General features: G+C 70.4%; 15 protein-coding genes. 12 read left to right on the top strand and 3 right to left on the bottom strand.

What is annotated here, in order from left to right; genetic code table 11:
* The first annotated feature begins 6 nt into the window (after positions 1–6).
* Positions 7–288 carry an HU family DNA-binding protein gene (locus F9278_RS17750; protein ID WP_152169247.1) on the top strand — a complete coding sequence of 94 codons (282 nt, stop codon included), beginning with the start codon at positions 7–9 and terminating at the stop codon, positions 286–288.
* Between the two features lie 111 nt (positions 289–399).
* On the opposite strand, the gene murA is transcribed toward F9278_RS17750, so the two are convergent.
* On the bottom strand, positions 400–1,746 hold the full coding sequence (gene murA, locus F9278_RS17745) for a UDP-N-acetylglucosamine 1-carboxyvinyltransferase (protein WP_152169246.1): 1,347 nt from the start codon (positions 1,744–1,746) through the stop codon (positions 400–402).
* Between the two features lie 310 nt (positions 1,747–2,056).
* On the opposite strand from murA, the gene F9278_RS17740 reads away from it, so the two are divergent.
* The 10 genes from F9278_RS17740 (at position 2,057) to F9278_RS17695 (ending at position 14,131) form a co-directional block, all read left to right on the top strand.
* Positions 2,057–2,629 (top strand): YqgE/AlgH family protein, encoded by a 573-nt coding sequence (locus tag F9278_RS17740; RefSeq protein WP_152169245.1) that lies wholly within the window; start codon positions 2,057–2,059, stop codon positions 2,627–2,629.
* Positions 2,630–2,658: 29 nt separating this feature from the next.
* On the top strand, positions 2,659–2,937 hold the full coding sequence (locus F9278_RS17735; protein ID WP_152169244.1) for a DUF3039 domain-containing protein: 279 nt from the start codon (positions 2,659–2,661) through the stop codon (positions 2,935–2,937).
* Positions 2,938–3,290: 353 nt separating this feature from the next.
* Complete coding sequence (locus tag F9278_RS17730) at positions 3,291–4,592, top strand: extracellular solute-binding protein (protein ID WP_152169243.1); 1,302 nt, start codon at positions 3,291–3,293, stop codon at positions 4,590–4,592.
* A 4-nt stretch (positions 4,593–4,596) separates the two neighbouring features.
* Positions 4,597–5,544: a carbohydrate ABC transporter permease gene (locus F9278_RS17725; protein ID WP_152169242.1), complete on the top strand. Its 948-nt coding sequence runs from the start codon at positions 4,597–4,599 to the stop codon at positions 5,542–5,544.
* A complete protein-coding gene (locus F9278_RS17720) occupies positions 5,541–6,383 on the top strand; it encodes a carbohydrate ABC transporter permease (RefSeq protein WP_152169241.1) in 843 nt (280 codons plus the stop codon). The genes F9278_RS17725 and F9278_RS17720 overlap by 4 nt, the downstream gene beginning before the upstream one ends.
* 49 nt (positions 6,384–6,432) lie before the next feature.
* On the top strand, positions 6,433–8,085 hold the full coding sequence (locus tag F9278_RS17715) for a beta-N-acetylhexosaminidase (protein ID WP_152169240.1): 1,653 nt from the start codon (positions 6,433–6,435) through the stop codon (positions 8,083–8,085).
* Between the two features lie 278 nt (positions 8,086–8,363).
* Positions 8,364–9,257: an FAD binding domain-containing protein gene (locus tag F9278_RS17710; protein WP_152169239.1), complete on the top strand. Its 894-nt coding sequence runs from the start codon at positions 8,364–8,366 to the stop codon at positions 9,255–9,257.
* A complete protein-coding gene (locus F9278_RS17705; protein ID WP_152169238.1) occupies positions 9,254–11,068 on the top strand; it encodes a 2Fe-2S iron-sulfur cluster-binding protein in 1,815 nt (604 codons plus the stop codon). Before F9278_RS17710 ends, F9278_RS17705 begins: the two co-directional genes overlap by 4 nt.
* The gene (locus tag F9278_RS17700; RefSeq protein WP_152169237.1) at positions 11,065–13,380 is read left to right on the top strand and encodes a xanthine dehydrogenase family protein molybdopterin-binding subunit; all 2,316 of its coding nucleotides are present in this window, start codon (positions 11,065–11,067) and stop codon (positions 13,378–13,380) included. The genes F9278_RS17705 and F9278_RS17700 overlap by 4 nt, the downstream gene beginning before the upstream one ends.
* A gap of 145 nt (positions 13,381–13,525) precedes the next feature.
* Entirely contained in the window at positions 13,526–14,131 is a 606-nt protein-coding gene (locus F9278_RS17695; RefSeq protein WP_226966786.1) for an SUKH-4 family immunity protein, read from the top strand.
* A 303-nt stretch (positions 14,132–14,434) separates the two neighbouring features.
* Here the strand turns inward: F9278_RS17695 and F9278_RS17690 are convergent, their stop codons facing one another.
* The gene (locus tag F9278_RS17690) at positions 14,435–15,160 is read right to left on the bottom strand and encodes a hypothetical protein (protein WP_404818906.1); all 726 of its coding nucleotides are present in this window, start codon (positions 15,158–15,160) and stop codon (positions 14,435–14,437) included.
* Between the two features lie 83 nt (positions 15,161–15,243).
* Positions 15,244–16,089 (bottom strand): sigma factor-like helix-turn-helix DNA-binding protein, encoded by an 846-nt coding sequence (locus F9278_RS17685; RefSeq protein WP_152169235.1) that lies wholly within the window; start codon positions 16,087–16,089, stop codon positions 15,244–15,246.
* Between the two features lie 504 nt (positions 16,090–16,593).
* Here F9278_RS17685 and F9278_RS17680 point away from each other — a divergent pair.
* Entirely contained in the window at positions 16,594–16,809 is a 216-nt protein-coding gene (locus F9278_RS17680) for a hypothetical protein (protein ID WP_152169234.1), read from the top strand.
* Positions 16,810–16,935 lie beyond the last annotated feature (126 nt).

Below are 16,935 nucleotides of genomic sequence, written 5' to 3'. Positions count from 1 at the left end.
AACAACATGAACCGCAGTGAGCTGGTGGCCGCGCTGGCCGACCGCGCCGAGGTGACCCGCAAGGACGCCGACGCCGTGCTGGCCGCGTTCGCTGAGACTGTCGGCGACATCGTCTCCAAGGGCGACGAGAAGGTCACCATCCCCGGCTTCCTGACCTTCGAGCGCACCCACCGTGCCGCTCGCACCGCTCGTAACCCGCAGACCGGCGACCCGATCCAGATCCCGGCCGGCTACAGCGTGAAGGTCTCCGCGGGCAGCAAGCTCAAGGAAGCGGCCAAGGGCAAGTAACCTTGCCGGCCGTCTCTCACGGGATGGTGCACGGCGCGTAGAACGCCTGATGGGGGCGGCACCTGGTCTTCCAGGTGCCGCCCCCATCGTCGTGCGGGGCGTGCCGTACCGCTAGCCGAGCGCCTTGCCCGGCAGTTCCACCTTCGCGCCCAGCTCCATGAGCTTCTCCATGAAGTTCTCGTAGCCGCGGTTGATCAGCTCGATGCCGTGCACCCGGGAGGTGCCCTGGGCGGCGAGCGCGGCGATCAGATAGGAGAAGCCGCCGCGGAGGTCGGGGATGACCAGGTCGGCGCCCTGGAGGCGGGTGGGGCCGGAGACGACCGCCGAGTGCAGGAAGTTGCGCTGGCCGAAGCGGCAGTTCGAGCCGCCGAGGCACTCGCGGTAGAGCTGGATGTGCGCGCCCATCTGGTTCAGCGCGGACGTGAAGCCGAGGCGGGACTCGTAGACCGTCTCATGGATGATCGACAGGCCGGTGGCCTGCGTCAGGGCCACGACCAGGGGCTGCTGCCAGTCGGTCTGGAAACCGGGGTGGACGTCCGTCTCCAGCGCGATCGACTTCAGCTGGCCGCCCGGGTGCCAGAAGCGGATGCCCTCGTCGTCGATCTCGAAGGCACCGCCCACCTTCCGGTAGGTGTTCAGGAACGTCATCATCGAGCGCTGCTGGGCGCCCCGGACGTAGATGTCGCCCTCGGTCGCCAGCGCGGCGGACGCCCAGGAGGCGGCCTCCAGACGGTCCGGGAGCGCCTTGTGGTTGTAGCCGCCGAGCGAGTCCACACCGGTGATGCGGATCGTGCGGTCGGTGTCCATCGCGATGATGGCGCCCATTTTCTGCAGGACGCAGATCAGGTCCTCGATCTCCGGCTCGATCGCCGCGTTCGCGAGTTCCGTCACCCCTTCCGCGAGGACGGCGGTGAGCAGCACCTGCTCGGTCGCGCCCACCGACGGGTACGGCAGCTGGATCTTCGTACCGCGCAGCCGCCGGGGCGCCTCCAGGTACTGGCCGTCGTCCCGCTTCTCGATCTTCGCGCCGAACTGCCGCAGCACCTCGAAGTGGAAGTCGATCGGCCGGCCGCCGATGTCGCAGCCGCCGAGACCGGGGATGAAGGCATGGCCGAGCCGGTGCAGCAGCGGGCCGCAGAACAGGATCGGGATGCGCGACGAACCCGCGTGGGCGTCGATGTCGGCGACGTTCGCGCTCTCCACGTTCGTCGGGTCCATCACCAGCTCGCCCGGCTCGTCACCCGGGCGGACCGTTACGCCATGCAGCTGCAGCAGTCCGCGCACCACCCGTACGTCGCGGATGTCCGGCACGTTGCGCAGCCGGCTCGGACCGCTGCCGAGCAGCGCGGCGACCATGGCCTTGGGTACGAGGTTCTTCGCACCGCGGACACGGATCTCGCCACTGAGCGGGGTGCCGCCGTGTACAAGCAGTACGTCGTCAGAGCCGTTGACGGTCATGGATCTCGCGTTCCGTGGAGTTGGGCAGAGGCGTTACGGCGTGGGCGGACGGCCGACGGACCCGTTGTGCGGGGGTCGGCGCGGCGCGAGCCGGAGAGCTAGCGTAATCGCCGCCCACCCCCCTTCCGTAAGCCCAAGTACTTCTCAGCCACGTCATGGGTTTGCCACAACACGAACCGTTCACCACCGGCCACGGGGGGTCACCGCCACGGCCGTGCGCCCCATCCGCTCCCCCTCGCCGTGAGCTGCGCGCACACCGCTCGGGGGATTGGCTCCCCGCGCGCGGGCAGGATGCGGGATCATGTCTGGCATGACCGAGGTGTCCTCGCTCACAGGGCGGCTGCTCGTGGCCACTCCCGCCCTGGCGGACCCGAACTTCGACCGCGCGGTCGTGCTGCTCCTCGACCACGACGAGAAGGGCTCGCTCGGCGTGGTCCTCAACCGGCCGACCCCGGTGGGCGTCGGCGACATCCTGGAGGGCTGGGCGGACCTCGCCGGCGAACCGGGGGTCGTCTTCCAGGGCGGCCCGGTGCAACTGGACTCGGCGCTGGGCGTCGCGGTGATCCCCGGCGGCGGCTCCGTGGACCGGGCCCCGCTCGGCTGGAAGCGCGTCCACGGCGCGATCGGCCTCGTCGACCTGGAGGCCCCGCCGGAGCTGCTGGCCTCCGCGCTCGGCTCGCTGCGCATCTTCGCCGGGTACGCGGGCTGGGGGCCCGGCCAGTTGGAGGACGAACTGGTGGAGGGCGCCTGGTACGTCGTCGAGTCCGAACCCGGCGACGTCTCCTGCCCCTGCCCGGAGCGGCTCTGGCGCGAGGTGCTGCGCCGCCAGCGCGGCGAACTCGCGATGGTGGCCACCTACCCGGACGACCCTTCGCTCAACTGATGCCTGTGAGCTTCAGTACCCTTGGCGTCATGAGCACTCTTGAGCCCGAGCGCGGTACTGGTACGGGGACCCTCGTCGAGCCGACGCCGCAGACGTCGCACGGCGATGGCGACCACGAGCGCTTCGCCCACTACGTCCAGAAGGACAAGATCATGGCGAGCGCCCTCGACGGCACGCCCGTCGTGGCGTTGTGCGGCAAGGTGTGGGTCCCGGGCCGTGACCCGAAGAAGTACCCCGTGTGCCCCATGTGCAAGGAGATCTTCGAATCCCTCGGCGCGGGCGGCGACGAGGGCGACGGCAAGAAGTAACCCGGGGCGCGATCGGCTCGGGGGTACGCGTTTCGTCGGCGGGTGCGGGTGGATCGTGGTTGCTCGCGCGGTTCCCCGCGCCCCTTGGAAGCAAGGGGTCGCGCCCGGTGCTTTTAAGGGGCGCGGGGAACCGCGCGACCAGCCCCCACTCAGTGGCACCCGCCGACGAAACGCGTACCCCCGAGCTCTGTCGCGCCCTCGCCGTTGCACAGAGCGCTTCCCCGGATCACAAGGTGGTTGAGACCTCTTGTGGTCATGTCCATGTACTCCCTAGCCTCCGGTGTGTTGTACAGAGCAGAACGCCCGTTGCAGAGAATGCAACACTCCGCTCCCCCCTCCGGAGGAACAACTTCATGAAGCTCGCCGCCAGACTCCTCGCCCCCGTCGCGGCCCTGACCCTCGCGGGGCTGACCGCCTGCGCCCCGCAGACTTCGGACAACTCCTCCTCCGGGGAGGACGAGAAGACCGGCACCCTCCGGGTCTGGCTCTTCCAGGAAGTGAGCAACGAGCCGAAGCAGAAGGTCGTCGACAAGGTGGTCTCCGCCTTCGAGAAGGCGCACGACGGCGCGAAGGTCAAGATCGAGTACATCCCCGTCGAGACCCGCGCCCAGCGCATCAAGGCCGCCTTCAACGACCCGAAGAGCGCCCCGGACCTCATCGAGTACGGCAACACCGACACGGCCGGGTACGTCAAGGACGGCGGACTCGCCGACGTCACCGCCGATTTCAACGGCTGGTCCGAGTCCAAGGACACCGACCCCACCGCCAAGACCTCCGTGACCGTCGAGGGCAAGATCTACGGGGCGCCCTTCTTCGTCGGCGTACGCGCGCTGTACTACCGCACCGACGTCTTCGAGGAGCTGGGCCTCGAACCCCCGAAGACCCTGGACGAGTTGACCGCCACCGCCAAGCGGATCCGCGCCGCCGAGCCGGACCTGTACGGCCTCGCGGTCGGCGGCGCCTACACCTACGGCGCCATGCCGTTCGTCTGGGCCAACGGCGGCGAGATAGCCGAGGGCAAGGGCGGCTCGTACGCCTCCACCATCGACAGCGCCGCCGCCCAGAAGGGCATCGAGGCCTACACCTCGTTCTTCGGCGACGACAACTGCCCCGCCGCCAAGTGCGCCGGCATGGGCGGCAACGACACGGTCACCGCGTTCGCGGCCGGCAAGGCGGGCATGGCGATCGGCGGCGACTTCAGCCACGCGGCCGTGGAGGCCGGCAAGGTCAAGGGCAAGTACGCGGTCGTACCGCTGCCGGGCGTGAAGTCCGGCTCGGTCGCCCCGGCGTTCGCGGGCGGCAACAACGTCGGCGTCCTGAAGAGCACCACGCACCGCACCCTCGCCGTCGACCTGATGAAGCGGCTGGCGTCCAAGGAGACGCAGGGCGAACTCTTCGACGCGATGGGCTTCCTGCCGACGTACACCGACGTACGGGCCGAGGCGGCCAAGGAGGAGCCGTTCATCGGGCCCTTCGTGAAGACGCTGTCCTCCGGGACGAAGTTCGTGCCCGCCTCGCCGGCCTGGGCGCAGATCGACGCCTCGCTGGTGCTGCCGACGATGTTCCAGGAGGTCGTCAGCGGCAAGAAGGACGTGGCCGAGGCCTCGAAGGACGCGGCGGCGCGGATGAACGACGCGTTCAGCTCCGTCGGCTGAACCGATGGCGGCGCACGGGACTGTCGAGAAGGCCGCCGGGCGGGTCGCGCGCGCCACAGCCGCGACCCGCCCGCCCCGCACGCGCGAATGGACCCCCTGGATCTATCTCGCGCCCGCGCTCGTCGTCCTCGGCGGGCTGCTCCTCTATCCCATCTACCAGCTCGGCCTGATATCGCTGTTCGAATACACCCAGGTGCAGGTCAGCGGTGGCGAACCGGCCACCTTCCAGGGGGTCGGGAACTACTCGGAGCTGTTCGGGGACCGCGAGTTCTGGCGGGTGCTGCTGGCCACGGTCGTCTTCGCGGCGGCCTGTGTGGTGTCCACGCTCGCCGTGGGGTGCGCGCTCGCCGTGCTGCTGACACGGGTACGGGCCCTGCCGCGCCTCGCGCTGATGCTGGCGGCGCTCGGCGCGTGGGCGACCCCGGCGATCACCGGCTCCACGGTGTGGCTGCTGCTGTTCGACCCGGACTTCGGCCCGGTCAACCGCGTCCTGGGACTGGGCGACCACTCGTGGACGTACGGGCGTCACAGCGCCTTCTTCCTCGTCCTGCTCGAAGTGGTCTGGTGCTCCTTCCCGTTCGTGATGGTGACCGTCTACGCGGGCATCCGTTCCATACCCTCCGAGGTCCTGGAGGCCGCGTCCCTGGACGGTGCCTCGCAGTGGCGGATCTGGCGGTCGGTCCTCGCGCCGATGCTCCGGCCGATCCTCGTCGTCGTCACCATTCAGTCGATCATCTGGGACTTCAAGGTCTTCACCCAGATCTATGTGATGACGGGCGGCGGCGGTATCGCGGGCCAGAACCTCGTACTGAACGTGTACGCCTACCAGAAGGCCTTCGCGTCCTCGCAGTACAGCCTCGGTTCGGCGATCGGTGTGGTGATGCTGGTGATTCTGCTGGCGGTCACCCTGGTGTATTTGCGACTGCTGCGCGGGCAAGGGGAGGAGCTGTGAATTCGTGGGGTTTCGTACGGCGGCCCTGGCGGCTCGCGGCGGAGGCATCGGCCCTGGTCATCGCGGTCGTGGTGGCGTTTCCGCTTTACTGGATGGTGCTCAGCGCGTTCAAGCCGGCGGGGGAGATCGAGTCGACCGAGCCCCGGCCCTGGACGCTCGCGCCGACGCTGGATTCCTTCCGCCGGGTCTTCGGGCAGCAGGAATTCGGCCGCTACTTCCTCAACAGCCTTGTCGTCGCCTGCACGGTGGTGGTCGTCTCCGCGCTGATCGCGTTTCTCGCGGCGACGGCGGTCACCCGATTCCGCTTCCGATTCCGGACCACCCTGCTGATCATGTTCCTGGTCGCGCAGATGGTGCCCGTGGAGGCGCTCACCATCCCGCTCTTCTTCCAGATGCGGGACTTCGGCCAACTCAACACCCTGGGCGCGCTGATCCTGCCGCACATCGCCTTCTCGCTGCCGTTCGCGATCTGGATGCTGCGGGGCTTTGTGAAGGCCGTACCGGAGGCGCTGGAGGAGGCGGCCTACCTGGACGGGGCGAGCCGTTCCCGATTCCTCTGGCAGATCCTTTTCCCGCTGGTCTTCCCGGGGTTGGTGGCCACCAGTGTCTTCTCCTTCATCTCGGCCTGGAACGACTTCCTGTTCGCCAAGTCGTTCATCATCAGCGACACCTCCCAGTCGACCCTGCCGATGGCTCTCCTGGTGTTCTACAAGCCGGAGGATCCGGACTGGGGCGGTGTGATGGCGGCGTCCACGGTGATGACCGTTCCGGTGCTCGTCTTCTTCGTACTCGTACAGCGGCGCCTGGTCTCCGGACTGGGCGGCGCGGTGAAGGACTGACCCGATGAATGCGGACCCGATGAATGCGGACCCGATGGATACGGACCCGATGGATACGGACCTGATTCCGGCGCCCGTCTCCGTCGAGGGGCCCGTGCGCTGCGGTGTGTCGCTCGACGAGAACACCACTCTGTGGGGGGCACCGGGCACGGAGGGCACCCAGCGGTGGCTGCGCTCGACCCTCGGCGCGGCCCTCGGGCTGTCGCTGCCGCCCGGCCCCGAGAACGCGCGCGGCGCGGTGCTGCTGCGCCTGGACGAGGGCCTGGAACCGGAGGCGTACAAGCTCCGTGTCGTCGCCGACCAAGGCGTCGAGATCCGGGGCGGCGGCCCCGCGGGCGTGTTCTGGGGCACCCAGACACTGCGTCAGCTCCTCGGCCCCGACGCGTTCCGGCGCGCCCCCGTCCGTCCGGAGATCACCTACGGCGTCGCGCACCAGACCGTCGAGGACGCCCCCCGCTTCGCCTGGCGCGGCCTCATGCTCGATGTCGCCCGGCACTTCCTCCCCAAGGACCAGGTCCTGCGCTACCTGGACCTGATGGCGGCGCACAAACTCAACGTCCTGCACTTCCACTTGACGGACGACCAGGGCTGGCGGATCGAGATCAAGAGGTATCCCCGGCTGACCGAGATCGGTTCATGGCGGGCGCGCACCAAATTCGGCCACCGGGCGTCACCTCTGTGGGAGGAGAAACCGCACGGGGGGTTCTACACGCAGGACGACATCCGCGAGATCGTCGCCTACGCGGCCGAGCGGCATATCGCCGTGGTCCCCGAGATCGACGTACCGGGACACAGCCAGGCCGCCATCGCCGCGTATCCGGAACTCGGCAACACCGATGTCATCGACACGACCTCCCTCACCGTCTGGGACACCTGGGGCATCAACAAGAACGTACTCGCCCCCACTGACAACACCCTGCGCTTCTACGAGGGGGTGTTCGAGGAAGTCCTGGAGTTGTTCCCGCCGGACGCCACCGGGTCCTCGGGGTTCTCGGCCTTCGTGCACATCGGCGGCGACGAGTGCCCCAAGGACCAGTGGCGGGAGTCGGCCGGCGCGCAGGCGCGGATCCGGGAGCTGGGGCTCGCGGACGAGGACGAGTTGCAGTCGTGGTTCGTCCGGCACTTCGACAACTGGCTGACCGCGCGCGGGCGTCGCCTGATCGGATGGGACGAGATCCTTCAGGGCGGCCTCGCGCCGGGGGCGGCCGTGTCGTCCTGGCGGGGCTACGCCGGCGGCATCACGGCGGCCCGCGCGGGCCACGACGTGGTCATGTGCCCCGAGCAGCAGGTGTATCTGGACCACCGTCAGGACGGCGGCCCCGACGAGCCGGTGCCCATCGGCTTCGCGCGCACCCTGGAGGACGTCTTCCGGTTCGAGCCGGTTCCCCCGGAGTTGACGCCCGACGAGGCACGGCATGTGCTGGGCACCCAGGCCAATGTGTGGACCGAGGTGATGGAGGACCCCGCGCGCGTGGACTATCAGACGTTCCCGCGGCTGGCGGCCTTCGCCGAGGTGGCCTGGAGCGGGCTGCCGGCACCCGCCGAGCGGGACTTCGCCGACTTCGCGCGCCGGATGACGGCCCACTATGCGCGACTTGACGCCCTGGGGGTCGGTTATCGGCCGCCTTCGGGGCCGCGTCCGTGGCAGCGGCGACCCGGGGTGCTCGGACGTCCGATCGAGGGGGCGCCCCCGAACGTGTGAGGCGGCGGCGAACCCGTAGGACCGAAAGCGCGTGCCCTGCGACGGTGACCCTCGCAGGAACAAGAGGTGCAAGGGGCAACGCAAGTGGCAATTTGCGCCTATTGGTGATGACGTGCCAAAACGGACCATCTCTCGGGTGAGGTGGGCGAATGCCTCCTAGCGGACCCCCGCGTTCGGGCCTCGCGAGAATGTGCCAGAGTTGCCACGTCCGCCCTGTCAGCACGTACCGTACGGCAACACAGGCGGACCAGGTGGGGCAGCGGGAAGGGGCAGCCGGTTTGACCACGCACGCACCGCAGGCGGCGCAGGCCGTGACCCTGCCCGGCTCGCTGGACGAGGCCGTGGCGGCCCTCGCCGCCATGCCCTGGGCGGTTCCGGTGGCGGGCGGCACGGACCTCATGGCCGCGGTCAACTCCGGGCAGCTCAGGCCCGCCGCGCTGGTCGGGCTCGGCCGGATCAGCGAGATCAGGGGCTGGCAGTACCAGGACGGACACGCCCTCCTGGGGGCCGGACTGACGCACGCCCGGATGGGGCGCCCGGACTTCGCGGCGCTCATTCCGGCGCTCGCCGCGGCGGCGCGCGCCGCCGGACCGCCCCAGATCCGTAACGCCGGCACCCTCGGCGGCAACATCGCGACGGCCGCCCCCACCGGGGACGCGCTGCCGGTGCTGGCCGCCCTGGAGGCCACGCTGATCATCGCGGGTCCGGGCGGGGCCCGCCGCGAGATGCCCGTTTCGCACCTCCTGGCCGGCATGGAAATGTTGCGACCCGGTGAACTCATCGGCTTCGTGCGCGTGCCGCTGCTGCACGCGCCCCAGGTCTTCCTGAAGGCCACCGGACGCACCGGCCCCGGCCGCGCGGTCGCCTCCGTCGCCCTCGTCCTCGACCCCGCCCGGCGCGGGGTGCGGTGCGCCGTCGGGGCCATAGCGCCGATGCCGCTGCGCCCCCTGGACGCCGAGACCTGGGTCGGTCAGCTGATCGACTGGGACGGCGAGCGGACCCTCGTCCCGGAGGCGCTCCAGGCCTTCGGCGAGTACGTCGCCGCCGCCTGCATCCCGGACCCGGCCCCCGAGGTCGACGGCTCCGTACCACCGCTTCCGCCCGCCGTACTGCACCTGCGGCGCACCGTCGCCGCGCTGGCCCGACGAGCACTGGGGAGGGCACTGTCGTGACCGACGACCAGCACGGAGAGGGCACCCCGCAGCAGGGGGGCCAGGGCGGCTGGGAGCGGCTGCCGCAGGGCGACTACGACGACGGCGCCACCACGTTCGTACAGCTCCCCGAGGGGGGCATCGACGCGCTGCTCGCCGCGGACAGTCCGCTGGCCGCGCCCGGCCACGGCTATGTGCCGCCGCAGATAGCTGCGAACACCCCGCACGTCGGCGACACGGCCCACACCGCCGGAACGGATCCGTCCGTCCCCGGTGCCTGGGCGATGCCGGCCGGGGGCACGCACTGGCACGACCCGAACGCCGGGCAGCCGGGGCCTCCGACGCAGGACGGGTTCGCGTACCACCCCGGCTCGACCGGGCAGTGGACGTTCGAGGAGCCGGCCGCACGGGAAGGCGCCGCGCCCGGTCACGATGTGACCGGCGAGTGGTCGATTCCGGTCGCCGGTGGTGATCTTCCGGACGAATCCGGCGAGTTCAGTACTTCGGCTCTCGTCGAGCAGTGGGGCGGCAACCCGCCCGCGACCCTCCCCGGCGGCGCCCCCGCGCCCTGGGCGACCGAGCAGATCGGCACGGCCTGGACGGCGCCGCCGCCCACCCGCCCCGAGGAACACCGCGACGAGACGCACCACGACGAGACGCGTACGGCCGAGGGCCGTACGCCGGAGGGGCGCGCGTCGGGCGTGGCCCCGGATGCCCCTGGGGGGCCCTCCGCGACCCCTGGGGACGCGTACGCCGAGGCTGCCACGGAGGCCCCGGAAGCCGCCCAGGAGCCCGCTGGGCCGGTCGACGGACCCGGCGGGGGGACACCGGGTCCCGAGCGGCCCGAGGAGCCGGAGACGGCCGCCGACGCCCCCGACGCCCCCGGCGCCGCCGAGGCCTCCGGCCCGGACGCCGCCGACGAGCCCGCCCCGGCCCCGCCCCCGCACGACGACCACCCCCTCGCCTCGTACGTCCTGCGCGTCAACGGCACCGAGCGGCCCGTCAGCGACGCCTGGATCGGCGAGTCGCTGCTCTACGTGCTGCGCGAGCGGCTCGGTCTCGCGGGCGCCAAGGACGGCTGCTCGCAGGGCGAGTGCGGCGCCTGCAACGTGCAGGTCGACGGCCGGCTCGTGGCGTCCTGCCTGGTGCCCGCCGTCACCGCCGCCGGCAGCGAGGTGCGCACCGTCGAGGGCCTCGCCGCCGACGGACAGCCCTCGGACGTACAGCGGGCCCTCGCCAAGTGCGGTGCCGTGCAGTGCGGTTTCTGCGTGCCCGGCATGGCGATGACCGTGCACGACCTGCTGGAGGGCAACCCCGCCCCCACCGACCTGGAGACCCGCCAGGCGCTCTGCGGCAACCTCTGCCGCTGCTCCGGCTACCGGGGCGTCCTGGCGGCCGTCCGTGACGTCGTCGCCGAACGCGAGGCGCACACCGCCGCCGAGAACGAGGCCGCCGCGGACGCCGAGGAGGCCCGTATCCCGCACCAGGCGGGCCCCGGCGCGGGCGGCGTCAACACGGCGGCGTACGACTCCCGGAGCGCACCCCCACCGGCACCGCACGACCCCGACCGGTCCTACGGCGGCCAGGGGCTGTCGTTCACCGGCCCGGACGACTCGTACGGCGGTCAGGGCCAGTCGTTCGCCGGTCAGAACGACACCTACGGCGGTCAAGGCCAGTCCTTCGGCAATCAGGGCGACACCTACGGCGGTCAGGGTCAGTCGTTCGCCGGTCAGAACGACACCTACGGCGGCCAGGGCCAGTCCTTCGGCGGCCCGGACGACTCGTACGGCGGTCAGGGCCGGTCGTTCGGCCAGGACGGAGGCCAGGCGTGAGCAACGAAACCGTCATCGCGACGCCCGTGGGCCCCGGCGAGGCCGCGCCCGCCCCCGAGCAACTCCCGCACGGCCTGGGCGCGAACCTGCCGTCCGCCGACTCCCGGGCCAAGTCCGAGGGCACCTTCCCGTACGCGGCCGACCTGTGGGCCGAGGGCCTGCTGTGGGCCGCCGTGCTCCGCTCGCCGCACCCGCACGCGCGCATCGTGTCCATCGACACGTCCCACGCGCGCGAGATGCCCGGCGTACGGGCCGTCGTCACCCACGAGGACGTGCCGGGCGTCGCCCTGCACGGCCGCGGCAAGGCCGACCGGCCGCTGTTCGCCTCCGAGGTCGTCCGCCACCACGGCGAGCCCATCGCGGCCGTCGCCGCCGACCACCCCGACACCGCGCGGATGGCCGCCGCCGCCGTCATCGTCGAGTACGAGGTGCTCGACCCGGTGATCGACCCCGAACAGGCCTTCGAGGCCGAGCCGCTGCACCCCGACGGCAACCTGATCCGGCACATCCCGCTGCGCCACGGCGACCCGAACGCGGCCGGTGAGATCGTCGTCGAGGGCCAGTACCGCATCGGCCGCGCCGACCCGGCCCCCATCGGCGCCGAGGCCGGCCTCGCCGTGCCCCGCCCCGACGGCGGCGTCGAGCTGTACGTGGCCTCCACCGACCCGCACACCGACCGCGACGCCGCCGCCGCCTGCTACGGCCTGGCCCCCGACCGCGTCAAGATCGTCGTCACCGGTGTCCCCGGCGCCACCGCCGACCGCGAGGACCAGGGCTTCCAACTCCCGCTGGGCCTGCTGGCCCTGAAGACGGGCTGCCCGGTCAAGCTGACGGCCACCCGCGAGGAGTCCTTCCTCGGCCACGCCCACCGGCACCCCACCCTGCTGCGCTACCGCCACCACGCGGACGCCGAGGGCAAGTTGATCAAGGTCGAGGCGCAGATCCTGCTCGACGCGGGCGCGTACGCCGACACCTCCTCGGAGGCGCTGGCCGCCGCCGTCTCGTTCGCCTGCGGCCCGTACGTCGTCCCGAACGCCTTCATCGAGGGCTGGGCGGTCCGCACCAACAACCCGCCCTCCGGCCATGTGCGCGGCGAGGGCGCGATGCAGGTCTGCGCCGCGTACGAGGCGCAGATGGACAAGCTCGCGAAGAAGCTGGGCATCGACCCGGCCGAACTGCGCATGCGCAATGTGATGTCCACGGGCGATGTGCTGCCGACCGGCCAGTCCGTGACCTGCCCGGCGCCGGTCGCCGAACTCCTCCAGGCCGTCCAGGAGTTCCCGCTCCCGGCCCTGCCCAAGGACACCCCCGAGGACGAGTGGCTGCTGCCCGGCGGCCCCGAGGGCGCGGGCGAGCCCGGCGCCGTGCGCCGGGGCGTCGGCTACGGCCTGGGCATGGTCCACATGCTCGGCGCCGAGGGCGCGGACGAGGTCTCCACGGCCACCGTGAAGGTCCACGACGGCATCGCGACCGTCCTGTGCGCGGCCGTCGACACCGGCCAGGGCTTCTCCACCCTCGCCCGGCAGATCGTCCAGGAGACCCTGGGCATCGACGAGGTCCACATCGCCCAGGTCGACACCGACCAGCCCCCGGCGGGCCCGAGCTGCCGGGGCCGCCACACCTGGGTCTCGGGCGGCGCGGTGGAACGCGCGGCGAAAATGGTCCGCACGCAACTCCTCCAGCCCCTCGCCCATAAATTCGGCATGTCCACGGAACTGCTGCAGATCACCGACGGCAAGATCACGTCGTACGACGGTGTCCTGTCGACCACGGTCGCGGAGGCGATGGACGGCAAGGAACTCTGGGCCACCGCCCAGTGCCGCCCGCACCCGACCGAACCCCTGGACGAGGCCGGCCAGGGCGACGCGTTCGTGGGCCTGGCGTTCTGCGCGATCCGCGCGGTCGTGGACGTCGACATCGAACTCGGCTCCGTACGGGTCGTGGAGCTGGCCGTCGCCCAGGACGTCGGCCGGATCCTCAACCCCGCCCAGCTCAACTCCCGCATCGAGGCGGGCGTCACCCAGGGCGTGGGCGTGGCCCTCACGGAGAACCTGCGCACCCCCCGGGGTCTGATCCGCCACCCCGACCTCACCGGCTACGCCCTGCCCACCGCCCTCGACGTCCCCGACATCCGGATCGTCAAACTGGTGGAGGAACGGGACGTCGTCGCCCCCTTCGGTGCGAAGGCGGCCAGCGCGGTACCGGTGGTCACCTCCCCGGCGGCCATCGCGGCGGCGGTACGGGCGGCCACGGGACGTCCGGTGAACCGCCTGCCGATCCGCCCGCAGGCGGCGGTGGTGACGGGCGCGTAGACAGCCCCTGAGGTGCGTGTTCGCGCGTACGGCGGGCGTTGTCAGTGGGGCGGCGTATGGTTCTTGGCAGTGGGGACGACGACCGCTCGGCGGTGTGGGATCCCTTCGGGGGAAGCACGCGGAGAACCATGTGCCGGGGGGAGCCATGAGCACAATGACGATGGGGACAATGGGCCTGACGGACCTGAACGACCTGAACGATGTGAACGACCTGAGAGACCTGAGCGACCTGGCGGTGCTGACCGGTGGCCCGGTCACCCGCTCCGGCCTGGCGCTGGACCTGCCCGCCAGGCTGCTGGACGAGGAGTTCGGCAGAAGCACGGTGTGGCGCTTCGAGGACTTCGACTTCCCGGCCACGCTCACCCACGAGCCGACCCGCCGCTTCCTGCGGGACATGGGCCTGCCCGAGGACCACGGCTTCTTCCACCTCGACACGGACATCCCGCTGCCGACCCTCGCCGAGTACTACGCGAACGAGCGCCCGGGTGACGCCGCCCCCGCCCAACTCCCTGCCAACGCCGCCCACTTGATCCGCCTCGGCCACTTCGTCGAGGGCAACAGCCTCGTCGTCGACGGCACCACCGGCGCGATCCTCAACTGGAGCGAGCCCGAGTCCACGCTCTGCCCCCTCGACGCCGACATCTCCACCCTCGCCTTCACCCTCTGGCTCCTCCACCGAGAGAAGCACGAGAAGACGGCGACCGGCTGCTGGGTCGAGGCCCTCCGCAACGAGGCCTGCGCGGAACTCTGAGCCCACGGACGGGCCCCCGAACACGCCGACGGGCCGACCGCAGAAGAAGCGGTCGGCCCGTCGGAGGATGCTGGAGGCCGTGGCGGGAATCGAACCCACGTAACTCGCTTTGCAGGTTTGTCTTTGCTGGTCAGGGCCCGATTCGGGTTCGTTCAAGGTCGTTCAATCCCGTCCGCACGCTGGGGGAGCAGGGGTCCGGTGAACGCCACTGAACGACCGCGTACGGCGGTGAACGAGACGGAAATTGAGACGGGCGCGGCCTCGCAATGAGGCCGCGCCCGTTGTCTGTTCGTGCCGGTCAGGTCACCATTCGCAGAACGCCACCGACGCGTCATCGCCGGACTTGTAGCGCGGCCAACGGCGGCCAGTTGGGTCGGTCGCTTCGACCTTGCGCACGGTCTCGATCAGCTCTCGGGGCCCGCCCGCGCGGAGGGTCGCGAAGACTTCAGACCATGTGGCCATGCCGTACTCGGAGACGAGCCGCGACACTCCGTCGGACATGACGGCGGCGGCGTGGACTTCGCCGAGCGTCGTGGTTCCGGTCAGGGTGTGCTCGGCTGCCTCAGGGCCGGAAGCAGCGACCCAGTACCCGTCTGCCGTGTTCCGCGTCTGTCGCTGCGCGAGGACGAAGCGCTGTAGGGCGTCCTTGTGCTCTGGGGTGTGCGTCTCGTGCCGCTCGACTTCGGCCCGCAATTCGGGAAGCACGTCGTCCACGCGGAGATCCGTGACGACTGAGTAGTCCTGTGCGCCCTCGAAGACGATGGGGGAGTCGGCGAGGACGAGATGGTCAAGCACGCCGTACCGGTGGCGCAGGATCGCGACCGTGGCTGACGGCGTCCCAGGGTTGCCGAGATCACACTCAGGATGCATCGCCGCGACGCGTTCGAGAGCGTCCGCCAATCCGTCTGTGAGCGGCCGGTCCGGTTCCGAGAGGGCGGCAACGAGGTAACCGCCGAGGTGGGCGACGTACCAGGGGACGCCATGACGACACCCTGTGGTCAGGCCAGCGGTGCTGAGTCCGTCCAGCACAACGGCGAGTGTGGGGGTGCCAGCGGCCCAGTCCTCGTTGGGACCGGCACCCCCCGGAAGGGTGTCGATGCAGACGCGCATGATCAGCTCTCGTGTCGGTAGAGCGGAGTGACACGACGACTCTCCAACACTTCGAGCGTGTTGGGGTCGTAGCGGCAGGAAATGAGCGTCGAGAACCGCTTGGTCCGGACTTCCCGGTACAGCTCAGCCAGATTGTTTTCGAGGTAGTGGACGACCCCGTTCGCGCCGATGGCGTGGACACCAGCGATGTAGAGGAACGTTCCCCGGCCGTCCAGCCGGGGGAGTCGCCCGAGGTAACCGAAGTCGCCGGCCGAACCGTCTTCGTCGGACGGGGACCGGTACTCCTGCCCGGTCTTCCGGTCCACCAGATGCCAGGCTCGATCCTTCGCGAAGCTCAGGTTGTCGTCGCCCTCAAGCACCTGAGCGACTATGGGCGACAACCGGGGGCCGCAGATCACGACGTGGTTGTCCCGGTTCAGGTTGACGATGCCCGTCGGCGGGATCACCTCGTACTGCGCCTCAAGCTTCATGCCGCCGAGCAGCTTGCGCAGATGCTCGAAGTTGTCGAGGTCTTCCCTGGTCACCACCTCGCTGGGGTTCTGGTCAGGGCCCTTGCCTGCTTCGTACTTGCCGCCGAGTGACACGGTCACCAGGTCGGTGCCGAAGAACGCGCGCTCGGGGGGCGGACCGGCGGACGCGAGTTGCCCGACCCGGCCACGGCTCACCCCGAGCTGCGCGGCGATTTCGGCCTGAGTCATCCCGGACGCCTGCGCTTCCTCGATGGCCTCGCGCCGGATGCGGGACAGCTCCAACACCCAGCCCTGATAGGTCGCCATCAGGTCGATTGCCGCTTTGGCCCGGTCGACGGGGGCCGAGATCTCAGCGACCCGCTTCATGTCGTCGTGCACTGGTCTCCAATCGTCGCCTAGGGGGGCTATCAGACTCTATCGCGAGAGGGGGTTGCGCGCAGCTCCCGGTTTGCCTACCGTACCTATCAAGCGAGACGGCAAGCCCCCCTAAGCAAGTCGGGGTGAGTCTGTCGCGGCTGTTTGACCTGCCGGTTTGGGATAGCTCGCCTTCGGTTCGGGTGGGTGCCCTCGCTGGTCGTTGGTTGAGAACTCAATAGAGGGCGCACCGCAGCCTGCACATGGGATGAGCGGCCGTCAGATTCATCAGGCAACAGCGACAAGCCGTAGGCCCTGCCGCATTCGAGCGCAGCAAGCACCTTCTCCCCATGCCGTCCTTGCGGGGCGGGTGGAGCCGAGACGTGCGGTGAGACAAGGGCAAAGATCGCGGAGTCCCGCAAGGCAGCCTGACCGGTTCGAGTCCGGTCCGGGGCACTTTGGCCGCTGCTCAGCGGCCGTGCCGTGCGTGGTTCGCGCGGCTTTCCACCACGAACGAGGGAGATGGCGATGAGCGCGCAGGCCGTGCAGGGAACGCACCTCTACATCCTGACGCTGGAGAAGCCGGGGCTGATGTCGGTGACGCGCAACGGCACCCTCACCCCGGAGGAAGGCAGCACGGAGCAGGACGTTCTTTCGCAGGTGTACGGGAGTGTCACCGGGCAGGACCCGCGTCTGGCGGGAGCGTGCATCAACTTCTGGCTGCTCAAGCCCAACCGGCTCTGACCAGCCCAATCGCCCCGATGGTCGCAACGCCGGGTTCAACTCCCGGCGGGGGCACTCCGGCCGCAGTCATCTGCGGCCGTGCCGCACACGTGATTCGTGCGGCTGATCAATCCCCTTCAACGGCGC

The sequence above is a fragment of the Streptomyces phaeolivaceus genome (genome assembly GCF_009184865.1).
GTDB lineage: Bacteria > Actinomycetota > Actinomycetes > Streptomycetales > Streptomycetaceae > Streptomyces > Streptomyces phaeolivaceus.
Note: the sequence above shows the minus strand (reverse complement) of the source record. Positions and strands in the feature narration are given on the sequence as shown.